The sequence below is a fragment of the Novosphingobium sp. PhB55 genome (genome assembly GCF_004368805.1).
Taxonomy (GTDB): Bacteria; Pseudomonadota; Alphaproteobacteria; order Sphingomonadales; family Sphingomonadaceae; genus Novosphingobium.
Genome location: NZ_SODQ01000001.1, coordinates 79944 through 97409 on the forward strand (window position 1 = coordinate 79944; position 17466 = coordinate 97409).

Annotated in this window: 18 protein-coding genes; 4 read left to right on the forward strand and 14 right to left on the reverse strand. The window is 67.0% G+C overall.

The genetic code is table 11. The features are described 5' to 3' along the window. Positions 1 to 90 precede the first annotated feature (90 nt). Entirely contained in the window at positions 91 to 1518 is a 1428-nt protein-coding gene (locus EDF57_RS00400; RefSeq protein ID WP_134092721.1) for a hypothetical protein, read from the forward strand. A gap of 2 nt (positions 1519 to 1520) precedes the next feature. On the opposite strand, the gene EDF57_RS00405 is transcribed toward EDF57_RS00400, so the two are convergent. From EDF57_RS00405 to EDF57_RS00435, 7 genes are all read right to left on the reverse strand, one after another. Then, positions 1521 to 2534 carry a type II secretion system F family protein gene (locus EDF57_RS00405; RefSeq protein WP_132262259.1) on the reverse strand — a complete coding sequence of 338 codons (1014 nt, stop codon included), beginning with the start codon at positions 2532 to 2534 and terminating at the stop codon, positions 1521 to 1523. A gap of 19 nt (positions 2535 to 2553) precedes the next feature. Next, a complete protein-coding gene (locus EDF57_RS00410) occupies positions 2554 to 3525 on the reverse strand; it encodes a type II secretion system F family protein (RefSeq protein WP_134092722.1) in 972 nt (323 codons plus the stop codon). A 28-nt stretch (positions 3526 to 3553) separates the two neighbouring features. Then, entirely contained in the window at positions 3554 to 4840 is a 1287-nt protein-coding gene (locus tag EDF57_RS00415) for a pilus assembly protein CpaE (RefSeq protein WP_134092723.1), read from the reverse strand. Between the two features lie 3 nt (positions 4841 to 4843). After that, entirely contained in the window at positions 4844 to 5506 is a 663-nt protein-coding gene (locus EDF57_RS00420) for a CpaD family pilus assembly protein (RefSeq protein WP_208324766.1), read from the reverse strand. Positions 5507 to 5520: 14 nt separating this feature from the next. Further along, positions 5521 to 7044 carry a type II and III secretion system protein family protein gene (locus tag EDF57_RS00425; RefSeq protein WP_134092725.1) on the reverse strand — a complete coding sequence of 508 codons (1524 nt, stop codon included), beginning with the start codon at positions 7042 to 7044 and terminating at the stop codon, positions 5521 to 5523. Positions 7045 to 7103: 59 nt separating this feature from the next. Beyond that, positions 7104 to 8123 (reverse strand): Flp pilus assembly protein CpaB, encoded by a 1020-nt coding sequence (cpaB, locus tag EDF57_RS00430; protein WP_134092726.1) that lies wholly within the window; start codon positions 8121 to 8123, stop codon positions 7104 to 7106. 159 nt (positions 8124 to 8282) lie between these two features. Then, positions 8283 to 8942, reverse strand: coding sequence for a prepilin peptidase (locus EDF57_RS00435; protein WP_243840809.1), 660 nt, complete (start codon positions 8940 to 8942; stop codon positions 8283 to 8285). Between the two features lie 185 nt (positions 8943 to 9127). Between EDF57_RS00435 and EDF57_RS00440 the strand changes: the two genes are divergently transcribed. Both EDF57_RS00440 and EDF57_RS00445 read left to right on the forward strand, forming a co-directional pair. After that, on the forward strand, positions 9128 to 10117 hold the full coding sequence (locus EDF57_RS00440; protein ID WP_134093231.1) for an alpha/beta hydrolase: 990 nt from the start codon (positions 9128 to 9130) through the stop codon (positions 10115 to 10117). A 7-nt stretch (positions 10118 to 10124) separates the two neighbouring features. After that, positions 10125 to 11213: an FAD-binding oxidoreductase gene (locus EDF57_RS00445; RefSeq protein ID WP_134092728.1), complete on the forward strand. Its 1089-nt coding sequence runs from the start codon at positions 10125 to 10127 to the stop codon at positions 11211 to 11213. A gap of 37 nt (positions 11214 to 11250) precedes the next feature. Here the strand turns inward: EDF57_RS00445 and EDF57_RS00450 are convergent, their stop codons facing one another. The 4 genes from EDF57_RS00450 to ispH form a co-directional block, all read right to left on the reverse strand. Further along, positions 11251 to 12309 (reverse strand): FUSC family protein, encoded by a 1059-nt coding sequence (locus EDF57_RS00450; protein WP_243840810.1) that lies wholly within the window; start codon positions 12307 to 12309, stop codon positions 11251 to 11253. An 89-nt stretch (positions 12310 to 12398) separates the two neighbouring features. Beyond that, the gene (rnhA, locus tag EDF57_RS00455; RefSeq protein ID WP_134092729.1) at positions 12399 to 12836 is read right to left on the reverse strand and encodes a ribonuclease HI; all 438 of its coding nucleotides are present in this window, start codon (positions 12834 to 12836) and stop codon (positions 12399 to 12401) included. Continuing rightward, positions 12833 to 13822 (reverse strand): homoserine kinase, encoded by a 990-nt coding sequence (gene thrB, locus EDF57_RS00460; protein WP_134092730.1) that lies wholly within the window; start codon positions 13820 to 13822, stop codon positions 12833 to 12835. Before thrB ends, rnhA begins: the two co-directional genes overlap by 4 nt. A 16-nt stretch (positions 13823 to 13838) precedes the next feature. Beyond that, positions 13839 to 14813 (reverse strand): 4-hydroxy-3-methylbut-2-enyl diphosphate reductase, encoded by a 975-nt coding sequence (gene ispH, locus EDF57_RS00465; RefSeq protein WP_134092731.1) that lies wholly within the window; start codon positions 14811 to 14813, stop codon positions 13839 to 13841. A gap of 67 nt (positions 14814 to 14880) precedes the next feature. Here ispH and EDF57_RS00470 point away from each other — a divergent pair, with 67 nt between their 5' ends. After that, on the forward strand, positions 14881 to 15543 hold the full coding sequence (locus EDF57_RS00470) for a hypothetical protein (RefSeq protein WP_132262283.1): 663 nt from the start codon (positions 14881 to 14883) through the stop codon (positions 15541 to 15543). An 84-nt stretch (positions 15544 to 15627) separates the two neighbouring features. Here EDF57_RS00470 and EDF57_RS00475 read toward each other — a convergent pair whose 3' ends face one another. The 3 genes from EDF57_RS00475 to EDF57_RS00485 form a co-directional block, all read right to left on the reverse strand. Next, complete coding sequence (locus tag EDF57_RS00475; RefSeq protein ID WP_134092732.1) at positions 15628 to 16422, reverse strand: lysophospholipid acyltransferase family protein; 795 nt, start codon at positions 16420 to 16422, stop codon at positions 15628 to 15630. Further along, a complete protein-coding gene (locus EDF57_RS00480) occupies positions 16419 to 16856 on the reverse strand; it encodes a Fur family transcriptional regulator (protein ID WP_132262286.1) in 438 nt (145 codons plus the stop codon). The genes EDF57_RS00475 and EDF57_RS00480 overlap by 4 nt, the downstream gene beginning before the upstream one ends. Before the next feature lie 121 nt (positions 16857 to 16977). Then, positions 16978 to 17424, reverse strand: a complete 447-nt coding sequence (locus tag EDF57_RS00485; RefSeq protein WP_132262288.1) for a MucR family transcriptional regulator — start codon at positions 17422 to 17424, stop codon at positions 16978 to 16980. Positions 17425 to 17466 lie beyond the last annotated feature (42 nt).

The following is a 17466-nucleotide window of genomic DNA, read 5'->3' on the forward strand; positions in this document are numbered from 1 at the left end:
GGGGACAAGGTGAGCGGACGGATCGAGACGAGCGAAGGACGGCCGGTCGCCGCCGCGGCCCCCACGGCCGAAGCCGGGACGACAGCGCACGTGTCCTGGGCGTGTTGGGCCGCGGCGCTCGTGCCGGCGGCAATGCTCGCCGTGCTGCTGCTCCGCCGGGTCTGGGATGTCGACATTTTCTGGCAGCTCAAGCTGGGCGAGATCATCCTGGCCCATGGCGGCCCGATCTCGCGCGAGCCATTCGCCGCGTTGCATCTGGGCGAGCCGCTGCCGGCCATCGGCTGGCTGGCGCAGGCCAGCATGGCCTTCGTTCGCGCCATCGGCGGCTGGGACGGCCTGCGGATCTACGATTCGCTATGCTGGCTCGGCGGGTTCTGGGCGGTCGCGGCTGCCTGCCGCCTGCGGGGCGCCTCCAGGCTGGCGGTCGCCGCCGCGCTCGTGCTGCCGTTCATTGCCGCGCTCGCGACGGCCAGCATTCGGCCGCAAAGCTACGCCTCGCTCTGTTTCGGTCTGCTCCTGGCGCTGCAGCGCCTCGAATTACGACCGCTCCCGGCCATCGCGCTGGGCGTGCCCTTGCTCCTGCTCTGGCAGAACCTGCATCCCTCGGTCAGCGTCGGCGCGCTCGCATTGGGCATCCAGACAGCCCTCGGCCTTCTTGCCTGGCTGCGCGACCGCAGCCGCCCCTTGCCGATCGGCCCGGCGATCCTGAGCCTGGCCGCGATCGGCGCGGTCTTCGCCACGCCCGACGGCGTCTCGATCCTGGCGATTTCGGCGAAGAATGCCGAGATGAGCCTTGCCATCGGCGCCAGCGAATGGCGCCCGCTCTGGATCGAAGGCAACTGGACCAATGCCGTGCCGGTCCTGGCCGTGGCCATCGTTGCCCTGTTCCTTGTCCTGCGCCAGCAGGAGCGCCGTGAGCCGCGCGAACTGTTGCTGGCGCTGGCCCTCTTCATCCTGACGGCGACTGCCTATCGCTTCGTGCTGTTCTGGGCCCTTGCCCTCGTTCCGGTGATCGCGCGGGCCGTGACGCGGGCCATGACAGGGAGCGAAGAGTACGCGAACACCCAACGCACCGCGCCGCGGGGTCTGGCCGCAGCCGCCGTGCTGTTCGTGGCGGCGATCACGCCGATCGTGGCACCGACGCGCTTTGCGCCTACTCTGCCGCTGGGTGCCATCGCCTATCTGAAGACGCTTGACGTACACGGCACCATCTACGCCGATTTCCCTTATGGCGGCCCTGTCATCGACGCGGGCTGGCCGGCCTGGCACGTCGCTTATGACGGTCGCTACTATCGCTACGCGCGCGAGGAGTGGCAGTACAACGGCGGGATCGAGAACGGCTACGTTCCCCTCGTCGACGTGATCGCCAAGTGGCATCCGGCTGCGTTCCTCATCCAGGAGGAGCACAATGCGCCGCTGGCGGGGGAACTCGCCCGGTCGCGGCGCTGGCAGCGGGTCTATCGCGGGCCGGACGGCGTGGTCGTCTATGTCCCCCGCCGCCCGTCGCAGCGCCGCTAGCTCTACTTCGGCGCGTGGGGCTCCCCGCCCGAGAAGGCATCGGCGATCGAGCAGGCGGCCGGGCCGAGAATGACGATGAACAGCGTCGGCAGGATGAACAGGATCAGCGGCACGGTCATGATCGCGGGCAGGCGGGCTGCCTTTTCCTCGGCGCGCATCATCCGTTCGTTACGGAATTCGGCGGATAGGACGCGCAAGGCCGAAGCCAGCGGCGTGCCGTAGCGCTCGGTCTGGATCATGGTGGTGACGACGCCGCGCATGGCGTCGAGATTGACGCGGTAGGCAAGGTTTTCGAATGCCTGCCGGCGTTCGGTGAGGAACGACAGTTCGATCGAGGCGAGCGAGAATTCCTCGCCCAGTTCGGGATAGGCGCGGCCGAGTTCGCGGGCGACACGGTCGAACGCGGCGTCGACGGTCAGGCCGGCCTCGGCACAGATCACCAGCAGGTCGAGCGCGTCGGGCAGGCCCTTGCGGATCGCGTCAGTGCGCTTGGTGACCATGTTCTTGATGAAGATATCCGGCCCCTTGTAGCCGGCGATCAGCATCCCCGCGAAGCCCATGAACTTCTTGAAGCTGCTCCATTGCGGGAAGTAGTCGATCCCGTAGATCACCAGAGCAGCGGTGCCGCCCATCAGGATCGGCGCGACGAGGCGGGCGAAGACCACTGCGACCGCCCATTCCTTGTTGCGGATGCCGGCCTGGGCCAGTTTCTGCTCGATGGTGCGAAGCTGGCTGTCCTGCAGCATCTTCAGCTTGCCGAGGAAGGCGCCCATGCGATCGGTCGTCTCGTTCCGGCGCACGACGCTCTGGCGCTTGCGCGGGGCGGTGGCGATCCCGGCCTTGAGCGCTTCGCGGCGCTGGTTGAGCGCCTTGACGCGCTTGGCCATGGGATCGCGCACGGTGACCGCGGCATAGATCGCCAGCAGCACGGCCGCCGCCGCGACGGCCGCGAGCAGCGTGCCGACCATGATGACGTCGAAACCGAGAAGGGTGGGACCGGCAGGTTGGTTTGGCATCGGACCGTCTATCTTTCGCTCAGATCTCGAAACTGACCATCTTGGCCATGATGAAGGCGCCGATGCCCATCCAGACCGCGCCTCCCATGCCCGCCACGATCAGGCGGTCGTCCGTGAAGAACTTGCCGATGTAGCCGGGGTTGATCCACCAGATCATGCCGAAGACGATGAAGGGCAGGGAGCCCACGATATAGGCCGAGGCCTTGGATTCCGAGCTCATGGCGCGGATCTTGAGCTTCATCTGCGAGCGCTTGCGCAGCACGTCGGACAAGTTCGCCAGGGTTTCGGCCAGGTTGCCGCCGGTCTCGCGCTGGATGGCCAGCGTGATGCAGAAGAAGGCGAATTCCGGGATGTCGAGACGGTCGGAAGTGTCCTGGAGGGCATCCTCCATGGTCTTGCCGATCTTGATGCGTTCGGTGACGAGCTTGAACTCCTCGCCCACCGGGCCGGGCACTTCCTTGGCGACGACGCCGAGCGTCTCGGTGACCGGCAGGCCCGAGCGCAGGCCGCGTACCAGCAGTTCGATGGCGTCGGGGAACTTGGCGTTGAATGCGTTGGTGCGCCGCGAGATGAGTTTGTTGAGCACGAAATGCGGAATGCCCGCGCCCATGAACAGCCCGAAGGCCAGCGCCAGGATGAGCGCCTTGGTCTTGAGCAGCACCAGCAGCGTGACGAAGAGGCCGACGCCGCCGGAAACGTAGAGGTACTGGTTCAGCGACCAGCTCACGCCCGAGCGGTGCAGGCGCAGGGCCAGGGCGTCGATCCGCGAGCCCGAACCCGCGGTCTTGTGCATTTTCGGGCGGCGCGCGGCCACGGCCTTGCGCATCTGCGCCTCGACGCGGTCGGTGGTGCTCTGCGAATGGCGGTAGCGCACCGACTTCAGCCGGCGCGTCGATTCCTTGGCGGGCGAAGGGCCGGAGAAGGCGACCCAGACAAGCGCTACCGCGCTCGTCAGGCCGATCGCCAGCAGCAGCAACTGCATCATGTTCATGGCCGCTTTTCGCCCCTTTCGCGGCCCCTCAGCGAGGGGCCGTTTCCTTCTTCGCCGCGGCCTTGCCCATGAAGGCCTTGAGGTCGAGCTTGCCGAGCAGCGAAGGCTTGGCGGCAGCGCCGCCCGGCGCCGCGCGGGCCTCTCCGGTCTCTTCGAGGATCAGGCGCGACAGGTCGCGGATTGCGGCACCGGCCCGGTTGGTGCGGTTGGTGTCGGCGAATGTCTGGCCCAGCTTCGCGGCCATCGATGCGGCCTTGAGGTCGTAGGGAATGGCAATCTGCACCGGGGTTTCGATCGAGGCTTCGAAATCGGCCTTGGTGATCTCGGCCAGGCTGGGCTGGATCTTGTTGGCGACCACGAGCACGCGGGCATGCGGGGCATGGGCCTTGAGCCAGGAGAGCATGCGGATCGTGTCGCGGGCCGAGGCCAGCGTCAGTTCCACGACCAGCACGACCACGTTCACATTGGCCAGAAGCTGCGGGAAGTTGATCAGCATGTTGCGCGGCAGATCGATGACCGTCATCTCGAAGGCCTGGCGGAATTCTTCCTCAAGCTGCACGAAGGCCGCGCCGTCGGTCATCAGCGGCGTGCCTATGGGGGCTTCGGCCGAGAGGATCGCCAGGTTGTCGTTGGCGCGGATCATCGCGCGTTCGATGAACAGGCCGTCGATGCGGCTGGGGTTCTCGATCGCGTCGGTCAGGCCTCGGCCGGGCTCAAGGTCGAGGCAGAGCGCGCCGGTGCCGAAATGGATGTCGAGATCGAGCAGGGCGGTCGGCAGCTTTTCGTCCGCGCTGAACAGCCAGGCAAGCGATGTCGCCAGGGTGGAGGCACCGACGCCGCCGCGCGTGCCGATCACGGCCGTGGAAAGGTGGGACTTGGCCGCGCCGGGCTCATGGCCGCGCGGGGCCGAGAACACGGCCTGCGCCTGCGCCAGCGTATCGCGCACGGTGCCGGGGGAGAGGGGCTTGAGCAGGTAGTCCTGAATGCCGCTGGCCAGCAGGTCGCGGTAGAGGCGCACGTCGTTCACCTGGCCCACCGCGATGACGACGGTGCCGGGCTCGCAGACTTCGGCCAGGGCATTGATGTCGTTCAGCGGGTCGCCGCTTTCCGACAGGTCCACCAGGAGGATGTTCGGGCTTGCGGTGATCGACAGCGACTGGACCGCGTTGCGCAGGCCGCCCTTGTTGCACTTCTCCGGCTGCCAGCCCATTTCGAGCGCAATGGGGCGCAGCACGTCGAGCGATGCCTCGTCGCACATATAGGCGGCGAACTGGTCGCGGCCGCCGGGGCCGCCGGATTTCCAGGGTGCGTTCATGGCTCAGTTCGCCTTGCTGGAGGTGGCGGCGACGGTGTTGCCGCCCGTGGGTGTGGCGCTGCGATAAGCCTCGATCGCCTTGGACGCGCTCATGACGGTGGTTTCGCCGGTCGACTGGGCGCCGTGCACCAGGTCTTCGGGGTTGGCGACCATGGCCGCGATATTGGCATTGGTGGCGCAGCCGTAGTTGCTGGTGAGGCCGTTGTTGGGATTGAAGTCGTTATGGGCGGACCAGTCCGGGCAACCCGGCACCGAAGCCTTGGTGCGGGCGACGACGATCCGCGCATTGCCGGCATCGACATAGCCGTCAGTGACCGGCGCGCCTTCGGTGAGGATCAGGCCATAGCGTCCGGCCACAGCTTCCACGGCGCTGCGGACGGCGGGATTGCCCGAAGGATCGTCCACGAAGATGCGGTCGCCGTATTTGAGGCCCATGGCCTCGAACCAGCCGGCCAGCCGTCCCTGCTCCCCGGATCCGAGACCCGAGCCGTCGGTGCGCACGTCCAGCGTGTAGTTGACGCGCTCGATCACGGGCTGATGCACGCTGTTCATGGAACGGTTGGTGGGCATGCCGCCGCAACCGGCAAGGAGGAGGCCGAACGAGAGGACGAGCGAGCCGGCAGCGAGACGGCCGAGGCCGGAACGACGCGCGATCTGGTTGGACATCGGGATCATCTTTCTCAGTTCAGGCTGAAGCCGGGGCGAACGGCGGTATCGGCGGCCGAGCGCTTGCCGGACGTGGCGGGCGCGGTGGAGGCATCGCTCGCTCCCGGGGCGGCAGCGGCGCCGCTCACGGCTTCCGAGCGCTTCTTGCCGCTGGTGCCGTCGTTTTCCATGTTGCCGAGCAGGCGCTGCAAGTCGTTCGGGGCGTTGAAGCCGTCGGTCGGCAGCGCGATTTGGGAGGCGTCGACCGGATTGACGAGGTAGGGCGTCACCACGATCACCAGTTCGGTCTCGCCGCGCTTGTAGCTGGTGGAGCGGAACAGCGAGCCCAGGATCGGCAGGTCGCCGGCGCCCGGCAGCTTCTGGATGGTATTGGTGGAATTGTTGCTCAGCAGGCCGGCGATCATGAAGCTCTGGCCGGAGCCGAGTTCCACGGTGGTCTCGGTACGCCGCACGGTGAGGGCGGGAACCTCGTAGCCGTTGAAATTGACGGCGCCCTGGCTCGACAGCTCGGAGACTTCCGGGCGGACGCGCATCGAGATGCGGCCATTGGCGAGGACGACCGGCGAATAGCTGAGGCTGACGCCGTATTTCTTGTATTCGATCGACGTGGTGCCGAGCGCCTGGCTGATGGGGATCGGATATTCGCCGCCCGCCAGGAATTCAGCCGTTTCGCCCGACAGCGCGGTCAGGTTCGGCTGGGCGAGGGTGGTGACGAGGCCGATGGTCTCGCCGGCGTCGAGCGAACCGAGGATGTTTACGCCGAACAGCTTGCCTGCCGCAGCCAGCGTGCTGCCGGCCGTGTTGGTGGTGACGCTGCTGCCGGGAACCGTCGTCCCATCGGGCAAGGTGATGGATACGTCTCCGCCGACACCCATGGCGCGGCCGGGATGGAATTCGTTGACGGTTCCCTGCCCGATGCCGAACTTGAAGCCGCCGGTGCCGTCGATGGTGGCCATGTTCACGGCCAGAGATTTGACCAGCGAGCGGCTCACTTCCGCGATGCGGACCTGGAGGTTGACCTGCAGCGGGGTCGCCATGCGCAGGCGGCTGATGACATTGGCATCCTTGCCGACATAGGCCTGGACGAGGCGCTCTGCTTCCGCGGCGTCTTCCGGGGTCTTGACGGTGCCGGTCAGCAGGAAAGTGCTGGAACCCATCGTCGAAACGCCGATCTTAGCTTCCGGCATGGCCAGGCGCAGCATGGCGTCCACGCTGTCGAGGTTCGAACCGACGCGGATGGTGGCAGACCAGATCACGGCGCCTGCCGCGTTGCTGGCATAGACCGTGGTGGTGCCGCCGGCCTTGCCGAAGACGTAGAGCTGGCGCGCGGACTTGACCTGCACGTCGGCCACCGCGTCATTGGCAACGAAGACGTCGGCCATGGCGCCGGGCACGTTGATGAGCTGGCCGTTGCCGATCGACAGCGAGAGGTCCTGCGCGGGATGGACGATCGACTGCGCGCAGGCGGGCGCGGCGGCCGCGAGCGGCGCCAGCGCGCAGGCCGCGATCAGCAGGGACTTGAGAAGGCGCGGTTGCATCGTGAGACCCTTCGTCGGATGGATGCGCTTTGCGGAGAATGCGTTCTGCGGGCGGATCATCAGTGGCTGCCGACGGGTTCTTCGGTCGTGTCCTTGCCGCGCGTGACGCGCACGACGGGGCCGGTACGAACGGGCGCTGCGGAAGCGGTCTGGGGTGCACCGACGACTGGAACGGTGCGGGCCGCCACTTCGGGGCCGGTGGCCGGGCGGCTGGAGCGCTGGAAGCGCGAGACGTCACCGCCGGTCATATAAGTGGAGGTGCCTTCGATGGGGCGGTTCATGGCATTGCGCATGAGCTGCTCCTCCTGTTCGCGGGTGGCGCCTTCCGGCACCTTGACGTCGCCGCTGGCGAGGATGCGCTCGAATTCGTCCTGGTTGTCGGCGATGGCGCGCAGCGAGAGGCTGAGCGTGCCGATTTCCTGCGCCACGGCCACCTTTTCGGCAATGCGCGGCGTCACTTCGAGCGTGACCGTGCTGAAGGCGTGGACCACCGTCTTGCCGTCCACCACTTCGTTGTCCGTGGCCTGGTCGGTGGCGAGCACGCGCAAGTTGCGCAGGATCGTTTCCGATGCGCGCAGGGCCTGACCGCCGTCGTTGCCGGTGACCTGCTGGGTGAGCACGAGGTCAACGTGGTCGCCGGGGAAGACGAAGCCGCCGACGCCGGTCTTGGCGGAGACGGGAATGGTCACCGCGCGCATGCCCGGCCCGAGGGCGGCGGCCAGGAAGCCGCGGTCCCCCGGCGCGACGAGGGCGCCCTGGGTTACCGGCTGTCCGGCGGTGATCTGGAAGCGGACCACGGTGCCGAGCAGCTTCTGCATGTCGGCCTGACCGTCGATGAAGTAGGCATCCTTCACCAGCTCCTTCGGCCAGTCCTGATAGGAGACGGCGTCGGCGGTGATGATCGTGCCCACGGGCAGGGCGCGCTGGGCGACGAGGACCTTGGGTCCGGTCGGCTGGGCAGTCGCCACGGCCTGCGCCTGGGGCGCTGCCGAACCGGCGAACATCGAGCGGGCGCCCATTGCCGTCACCACTGCTATCAGCAGCGCGGCAACCAGCAGCACCAGCTTCTTCCTATCCATGTCTAAGCGACCCCCTGAAAGCCCTGGAGCGGCAGGCGCCGCCCCGAAGGCCGAAATGCGGCGTCAGAAACGCCCTGTGCGAAACCCCTGCGCCCGAAGTCACTGCGTTCGTGACTGGGCAAGTGTCAGTAGAATCGCGTAAAATGGTTAAAATCGAGTTCATCGAACGAGCGTGCTGGAAAGCACCTGCTCGCCCATCACCCAGAGCGCCGCCGCCGAGATGGCCACGCCGTAGGGAATGGGCAGGCGCGACTTCTGGCGGCGCATGATGTGGCGGAAGCCGAACAGGAACAGCGCGACCACGGCCAGCGCGATAAGTGCCAGCAGCCATGCCTGGGGAATGGCAGCGTGCACGGCGCCGAGCTGGTCGGGCGAGATCACCGGGCGGTGCATGGCCAGCGCAAAAACCACCGCGCTCGCAGCGAAGACCCAGCCCAGGGCGACGATCCAGCCGAGCGCGTCGCGCACCGCCTCGCCGGGCCGCCGTTCCATGTTGAAGGCGGCCATGGCGATCGAGGCTCCGCCGCCGATCATGGCCATGAGGACGATGACCTGGCCGAAACCGGCAGGCGCAAACCACAGCGCCAGCGCGGTCAGCAGCTTGACGTCGCCGCCGCCCATCTGGCGCAGTGCAAACAGCAGGCATGCGACGACAAAAGTGATCAGGGCCAGGCCAAGCTGCCAGGCCATGTCGGCCCAGCCCAGACCGATCGACCACCACCAGAACGGCGCGGCCAAGGCGATCGCGAGATTGAGCGTATTGTCGATCTCCCGGCGCTTGAGATCGGTGAAGGCTGCGACAAGCAGGGCGATTGCCAATGCCAGCAGCAATGCATACGAAAAGGCTCCGCCCGGCATTCGTGAGTTCCCCCTTGGCCCGGGGCACGATCTATCGGACATCGCTTACCAAACAGTAACCACAGTATCGAGGCCGAGCTTAGCCCCATGACTGCAAAATCGTGACCATTCAGGCAACCGAGAGCGAGCCTGTGCCCGGTGAAGGCATGCCGTCCCCCGCCGAGATCGCGCGGCTGGCGGCGAAGGCGCGGCGGGCGATACCCGAGGGCGTCGTCGAAAGCTTCTGGACCGGGCCGAGCGGACCGGAGCCGCTGCGCCGGATCGACTGGCCCGCACATGCTGCGGGCCTGCCGCAGGCGCGCGGATCAATCCTGTTCCTGCCGGGACGCGGTGACAGCTATGAAAAGTGGCTGGAGACGCTTGAGCAGTGGCATCTGGAAGGCTGGGCCGTCAGCTCGATCGACTGGCGCGGCCAGGCGCTGAGCGGGCGCTTCGGCTTCGACGCCGCGACCGGCCATGTCCCCGACTTCGATGTGTGGATCGAGGATCTCGCCGCTTTCTGGCGCGGCTGGGCGGCGGACAAGCCGGGGCCGCATGTGCTGATCGGTCATTCGATGGGCGGGCATCTTGCCCTTCGCGCCGTGGCGCAAGGCAAAGTCCGGCCCGATAGCCTGGTGCTCTCGGCGCCGATGCTGGGCATTCACCCCGCCTGGCTGCCTGCCGGGCTGCTTCACACGGTGGCGCGGGGGATCGCAGGGCTTGGCGATTCGCGGCGCCCCGCCTGGAAGCACAGCGAGAAACCGGAACTCCTGCCGCAGGCCCGCTCGCATCTGCTCACGCATGACAAGGGGCGCTATTCCGATGAGGACTGGTGGCGCCAGCGCCGGCCCGGCATCGCCATGGGACCGGCAAGCTGGGGCTGGATCGAGCGGGCGCTCGCCTCGATTCGCCTGCTTGAGGCGCGGGGCGTGCTGGAAGCGGTGGACCTGCCGGTGCTGCTGTTGGCCACCCGGTATGACGGGCTGGTCTCCTGGCCGGCGATCCGGCGTGCTTTCCGCCGTCTGCCGCGGGCGGAACTCCTGGCTTTCGGCCACGAGGCGCGCCACGAAATCCTGCGCGAAGCCGATCCGGCACGCGATCGGGCACTCGCGGCCATACGGGACTTCCTGAACCGGACTGCGCGCGTTAGGGGCTGAAACCCTTATGGATGCGAGGTTCGATATCGTCATAGTGGGCGCCGGCATGGCCGGTGCCTCGCTGGCCGCCAGACTGGCGGACCATGCGCGGGTTCTGGTGATCGAGGCCGAGGAGCGCCCCGGCTATCACGCCACCGGCCGTTCGGCCGCGTTCTGGACCGAGAGTTATGGCGGCCCGCGCGTCAAGCCGCTGACGACGGCATCGGGACCGGAACTGCAGCGACTGGGCGTGCTGACTCCGCGGGGCGCGCTGACCATCGGCCGAACCGGGCAGGAGCGCGACATTGCCGCTTTCGCCGAGACTTACAGTGCCGTCGGCATCGACGTTTCCATTCTGGAAGCTCCCGAAATCGCCGCGCGCATCCCCGATCTCCGTCCCGAGTGGACGTGCGGCGTGCTGGAGCCGAGCACTTGCGACATAGACGTCGCCGCGCTCCACCAGCACTACCTGGTCGAGGCGCGCAAGGCGGGCGTCGCCTTGTGGAGCCGTGCCGGGCTCGCTGCCGCCGAACGGGGGCCGCAAGGCTGGTCACTCACCCTTGCCGATGGCCGCCGCCTCGGCTGCGACGTGCTGGTCAACGCTGCGGGCGCCTGGGCGGACACGGTGGCAAGCCGGGCGGGCGCCCGGCCGCTCGGCATCGCGCCTTATCGGCGCACCATTGCCCAGGTGGCGATCGAGCCGGCCGCGCCGGACACGCTGCCACTGGTCCTCGACGTGGCCGGCCAGTTCTATTTCAAGCCCGAAAACGGCCGCCTCTGGTTGAGCCCGCATGACGAGACGCCCAGCGCGCCCTGCGATGCGGCGGCGGAGGAAATCGACGTGGCGCTCGCGGTGGACAGGTTCGAGCAAGTGGTCGATCGCCCGGTTCGCCGCGTCGAGCACCGCTGGGCCGGGCTGCGCTCCTTCGCCCCGGACCGGCTGCCGGTCTACGGTTTCGATCCGGCAGATCCGGCCTTCTTCTGGTTTGCGGGGCAGGGCGGCTTCGGCATCCAGACCGCCCCGGCCGCGGCGGAACTGGGCGCCGGGCTCCTGCTGGGCCGGGCGTGGGGCGAAGTGGATCCCGCCCCCTTCGCGCCGGATCGGTTCGGGCGCTAGGCCAGGGCGCCCGCCGCAGGCTTCGTTCCGGCGGGCATCACTCGTTGTTTTCCGCATCGCCGACCCGTGCCGATGCCTTGCGGCCGGGCGCGACGAAGTGCCATGCCAGCAGCACCGGTTCGAGCACGGCCATGCCCACGAAGATGCTGACGAGGCGGTGCACGGCGGGCATGATCTGCGCGTCGGCATAAGAGTCCGGCACCAACACCACCAGCACGGCGAGCGTGAACTGGAGCCCGAGATAAGTCACGTTCGGCAGGCCGTTTTCGATATGGCGCCCGATGACGATACCCAGGCAGGTGCCCGCCACGAGCACCGCGGTATTGCCCTGCGCGACCAGCAGGATCGCCAGCGACAGGCCGCCGCCCGCAAGGCAGCCGAGCGTGCGCTGGAACAGGCGGCGCGTCACGGGCACGAAGCCGCTCGCGCCGATGCCGCTGACCGGCACGATCATCACGGCCATGACGGTGACGGCGGCCTGCGCCATCTGCGGCAACTGGAACACCGCGTGCAGCACCGGCAGCACGGCGATGGCGATACCCGCCTGCGCCGCGTGGCGTGCGGCGTGAGGGTGCCATTTCATCCGGTCCGGCGCGGGCTTGCGTCCCGCGAGCCACTTCCTTCCCGCCAGGGTCGCCGCCGATAGGCTGACGATCACGCAGGCCAGGGTGCCGGCGATCACTTCCAGCAGGCGGGTCTGCGCGAAATGTATGGTGTCGAGGTCGGGATGCTCCAGCTTGTCGAGCAGGATCATCTCGAAGGTCAGGCCGAACAGCAGCCAGGCATAAGCGCGCCGCGCCGTGATCATGCCGTAGAGGCCCACGGCACCCACCAGCGCCGCGCTGGCCATGGCGAGCGGAAGGGCGTGAGCGGCATAAGGCACGATCGCCAGGGCCAGCAGCGAGCCGATGGCCGTGCCGACGATGCGAAGCACCCCGCGCAGCAAAGTCTCGGCGGTCTCGCTCTTGAGCAGGACGAAGGCGGTGAAGGCTGCCCAGGCGACCATCTGCGCGCCGATCAGGTGAGCGATCAGGATCGCCAGCATGACCGAGGCGACGCAGGCCCATTCGTCGGCCATGCGCGGGCCGGGCGTCACCAGGGCACGGGCTTCCTCGCGAAGGCGTTCGCGAAGGACGGGGAGCGGCGGAAACCGGGGCGGTTCGGAAGCAGGCAGGTCGCGCCTCCCTATTTGCCTGCCGCCACCGCCGCGTCGCTGGCCAGCTTGTCCACGCGCTCGTTCTCGGCATGGCCGGAATGGCCGCGCACCCATTCCCAGTGGACCTTGTGACGTGCAACCGCCTCGATCAGGTCATGCCAGAGATCGGCATTGCGCACCGGCTGCTTGCTGGCATTGATCCAGCCCTTCTTCTTCCAGCCGTGAACCCACTTGGTGATCCCGTCGATCACGTACTTGCTGTCGGTCTGGAGCGTGATCTCGCAAGGCTCGGTAAGGGCGTTGAGGCCCTTGATCACGGCCGTCATCTCCATGCGGTTGTTCGTGGTGTCCGGCTCGCCGCCCGACATCTCCTTCTCGTGGACGCCCATGCGCAGAAGCACGCCCCAGCCGCCCGGCCCCGGATTGCCCTTGCAGGCGCCGTCGGTGAAGATCTGAACCTTTTTCATGCGCCGAAGATGCCAGAATTGGCCGGATCGGCATAGAATTCGAGGCGCCGGGCAAAGGCCATCGGGTCCTTGGGCGTGACGAGCGCGTCATCCGGCGTGTTCAGCCAGTCATAAGCGCGGGTCGCCAGGAAGCGGATGGCCGCGCCGCGCGCCAGCAGCGGCAGGGCGGTGCGCTCGGCCTCGGAAAGCGGTCGCACGGCTTCGTAACCCTCGATCAGCGCGCGCGAGAGTTCGGCATCGAACTGCGTGCCGTCGTTGCTGAAGCACCAGGCCGAATGGGTGACGGCGACGTCGTAGGCCAGGATGTCGGTGCAGGCGAAGTAGAAATCGATCAGGCCGGTGACCTGGCTGCCCAGCATCAGCACGTTGTCCGTGAACAGATCGGCATGGATCACGCCGCTGGGCAGGTCCGACGGCCATTTTCCGGCCAGCTCGGCCAGTTCGCGTTCGACCAGGGCGCCGAGCGCGGGGTCGATCGATTCCAGCCCTTCGCGGCCGCAGTCGCCCAGCAGTTGCTGCCAGGCGGGCAGGTCCAGCGCATTGACGCGGCCATGTCCGAAGTCGGCGGCGGCAAGGTGGATCTGCGCCAGGGCCGAACCGACCGCGCGGACTTGCGCCGCCGTGGGTTCGGAAACCGAAACCCCGGGCAGGAACTCGATCAGCGCCAGCGCCTTGCGGTTTTCGCCTTCGCCAATGAAGCGGTGGCTCGCCCCGTCGCGGTCATGCATGGTGCGCGGCACCGGGCAGTCGCGCGCGGCCAGATGGTCGAGCAGGTCGAGGAAGAAGGGGAGATCGGCCACATCCGTCCGGCTTTCGTAGACAGTGAGGATGAAGCGGCGCGCGTCTTCGCCCTGCCGGGTCTCGATCAGCCAGTTGCTGTTGGACACGCCTTCCGCGATGCCCTTGGCCGAAATGAGCGTACCGACGCCGAACGTCTCGATGATCGCGGACATCTCTTCCGCGCCGAGTCGGGTATAAACTGCCATGACGAACTGGATTCCTTCAGCGGGCGAGCTGGCGCGGCAGCTTGAACGTGATGGTTTCCTCGGCGGTCACACGCTCTTCGGATTCGACTTCGCGCAGTTCCTTGATGCGCGCGACCACCTCGTTCACCAGCTCCTCGGGGGCCGAGGCACCGGCGGTCAGGCCGAGGGTGTCGATGTCCTGCAGCCATTCCGGCTCGATGTCGGTCGCCCGCTGGATCATTACGCCGCGCGAACCGGCGCGCTCGGCCACTTCGACCAGGCGCATCGAGTTGGAGCTCTTGGGTGAGCCGATCACCAGCACCAGATCGCAGTCCGGGGCGATCTGCTTGACGGCGCCCTGGCGGTTGGACGTGGCGTAGCAGATGTCTTCCTGCTTCGGCGCCACGACTTGCGGGAAGCGCGCCTCGATCGCGGCGATGATCGCCGCGGTATCGTCCACCGACAGCGTGGTCTGCGAAAGATAGGCGAGTTCGCTGCCTTCGGGCACGTCCACTGTCGCCACGTCGCCCACCGTCTCGATCAGGGTCATGTTGCCTTCCGGGACCTGCCCGAAGGTGCCGATCACCTCGGGATGTCCGGCATGGCCGATGAAGAGGATATGGCGCCCGTCCGCGATCTGGCGCTCCGCCTGGCGGTGCACTTTGCTGACCAGCGGACATGTGGCGTCCAGCCATTCGAGACCACGCGCCGTGGCCTTGGCCGGCACCGACTTGGGCACGCCGTGGGCGGAGAAGATCACGGGTACGCCGTCCGGCACCTGGTCCACGCTTTCCACGAAGACCGCGCCCTTGGCCTTGAGACTGTCGACCACGAACTTGTTGTGCACGATCTCGTGCCGCACGTAGACCGGGGCGCCGTAGATATCGAGCGCGCGCTCCACGATCTCGATGGCGCGATCGACGCCGGCGCAGAAGCCGCGCGGGGCCGCGATCAGAAGGCGCAGGGGCTTGCCGGCGCGGGACGGGTTGGGAGACGGAAAGGGCGCGTTCATGAATGGGCCTCTAGCGCTTTGCCGCTTGCGCCGCTAGGGCAAGCCGACGTCTTCGAGGAACCTCACGATGAATGCACGCCGCCTGACTGCCACTGTTCTCTGCTCCGCCGCCGCGGTGACCGCGCTGAGCGGCTGCGCCAAGAAGGGAGAGATCGTGGTCGATTCGGGGGTTGGCATCACTGCCGTGCGTTCGGCCTGTCCGGCCGTGGGTATTCCCGACTATACCGGCGACATGACGCTGTTCCGCGCGGCGAACGATCGCACCGCCAACAATATCGACCTCGAAGCGGCGATGACCAATGTGCGGACGAGCTGCAACGACCAGGGCACCGACAAGGTCTTCGCGAAAGTGGAGTTCGACGTTCTTGCGCGCCGCAACGACAAACAGGGCGCGCGCCAGGTGACGCTGCCGTTCTTCGTCTCGGTGCTTCAGGGCGGCACCGCCGTCGTTTCCAAGCGCGTCGGCCATGTCACGTTGAACTTCGCAGACGGCCAGGATCGCGCGCAGTTCCACGCCAACGGCTCGGCCTATATCGATCGCGCCGCCGCCACGCTGCCGGCCGACATTCGCGAGAAGATCACCCGCAAGCGCAAGGCCGGCGACGCCGATGCCGCTGTCGATCCGCTTTCGGATCCGGCCGTGAAGGCCGCCGTTGCCCGGTCGAGCTTCGAAGTCCTCGTGGGCTTCCAGCTCGACGAGGCGCAGCTCGCCTACAACGCCACGCGTTAAGGGTGTGACGAGGGCGCTCCGGCGCCCTCGCAATCATGGGGACCGGGGTTGATGCGGCAGGAGCCGTAGCTCCGCTCCGAAGGGTCAGCGCCTGGCCTGGCCCAACTCGTTTCTGGCGGTTTCGATCGCGGCCTCTGCGCTGCGCGCCATGGCCTTGCGATCCCGGCGTTCCTCGCCCTCCAGGGGTTGGAGGAAGTGCAGCGTCACCCGGACGGGTCGCAGGCGTGCGAGAATGCGCAGGGCGTTGTCGAGGCCGGGTTCGTCGCCCACCCATGCGATTTCTTCCGCTTCGCTGCCGTAATCGAGCCAGACGGGCTGCACGGTCAGGCCCGCGTCTTCCGTGCCGATGGCGGAAAGCAAGGACGATTTGAACGGCAGCAGATCCGTGCCGTTGGAGGTGGTGCCTTCGGGAAAGATCGTCAGCGCGCCGGTTTCCTTCAGCGCCGTGCGAATTTGCTCCACTTGCGCAGCGACGGTGCTGCGGCGATTGCGCGCCACGAAGACAGTATCGTTGAGTGTGCAGAGCCAGCGCAGCGGGCCGAAATCGGCGAGGCCGTCATGGGCTATGAAGGCTGTCCCGCTGGCGCCGGAGAGCGCGGGGATGTCCAGCCAGCTGACATGGTTCGCCAGAAAGAAGCTGCCGGGTGCTGGCCGGCGGCCCCGAACGGTCACGCGCAGGCCGGAGATGGTGCCCACCAGACGCAGGAAAAACGGCGGCACCGGATTGCGCGCCGTGAAGGGTGATGCCGCATAGTAGGCGGGAACGCAGACCAGCAGCAGCGCCAATAAAGCGAAAAGGCGGATCGCGATCAGGGGCCAGCCCCAGATCGCGATCCGCCTGATCGGTTCGGAAGCCCTGGCCGAAGCCTCTGGCTTCACTTGCGCGCTTCGCCTTCCTCGCGGCCGATCCGCACGCCGAAAAGCTCCATGCGGTGATCGACGAGACGGAAGCCGAGCTTTTCCGCAATCTGGCGCTGCAGCGATTCCAGTTCGGGATCGACGAATTCGATGACCTGGCCGGATTCGACGTCGATCATGTGGTCGTGATGCGCTTCGGGGGCGGCTTCGTAGCGCGCGCGGCCATCGCCGAAGTCATGGCGATCCAGGATGCCGGCTTCTTCGAAAAGGCGTACGGTACGATAGACCGTTGCGATCGAGATGCCCGGATCCAGCGCGGTGGCGCGTTCATGGAGCTTCTCGACGTCGGGGTGGTCGGTACTCTCAGACAGCACACGGGCGATGATGCGGCGTTGTTCGGTAATCCGAAGGCCGCGTTCTGCGCAGAGGGCTTCGAGGTCGATAGGTTGATGCACGTTTGACCTGTATCAATGAAAAGGCACGGCAACCTAGATAGGCGGCCGTGCCTTCAATCACAACCGGAGAACGTCGATTACGAAAATCGACGAAGCTCGTGACGGTTCTGTTCGCAGCCGATCAGGCGGCGACGGTCTTCGGCTTGCGGCCGCGACGCGCGTTGGGCTTGCGACCCAGGCCGATCTTCTTCGCCAGTTCGCGGCGCTTCTCGGCATAGTTGGGGGCGACCATCGGATAGTCGGCGGGAAGGTTCCAGCGCGCGCGATACTCTTCCGGGGTCATGTTGTAGTGCGTCATGAGGTGACGCTTCAGCATCTTGAGCTTCTTGCCGTCTTCCAGGCAGACGATGTAGTCGGGCTTGACCGAAGCGCGCACCGAAACGGCGGGTTCAGGCTTTTCTTCTTCGACCACGGGAGCACCGCCAAGTCCGGCGAGGGCGCCGTAGACATTGGTGATGAGGGCGGGGAGATCCTCTACGCCGACACTGTTGTTGCTGACATGAGCAGCTACGATGTCCGACGTGAGCGTGATCAACGTCTCGTTGGCATCAGCCTGGATGGTTTCCATTATTTTACGACCTCTTTTTTGCGACCATTTTGGAATCGGCGG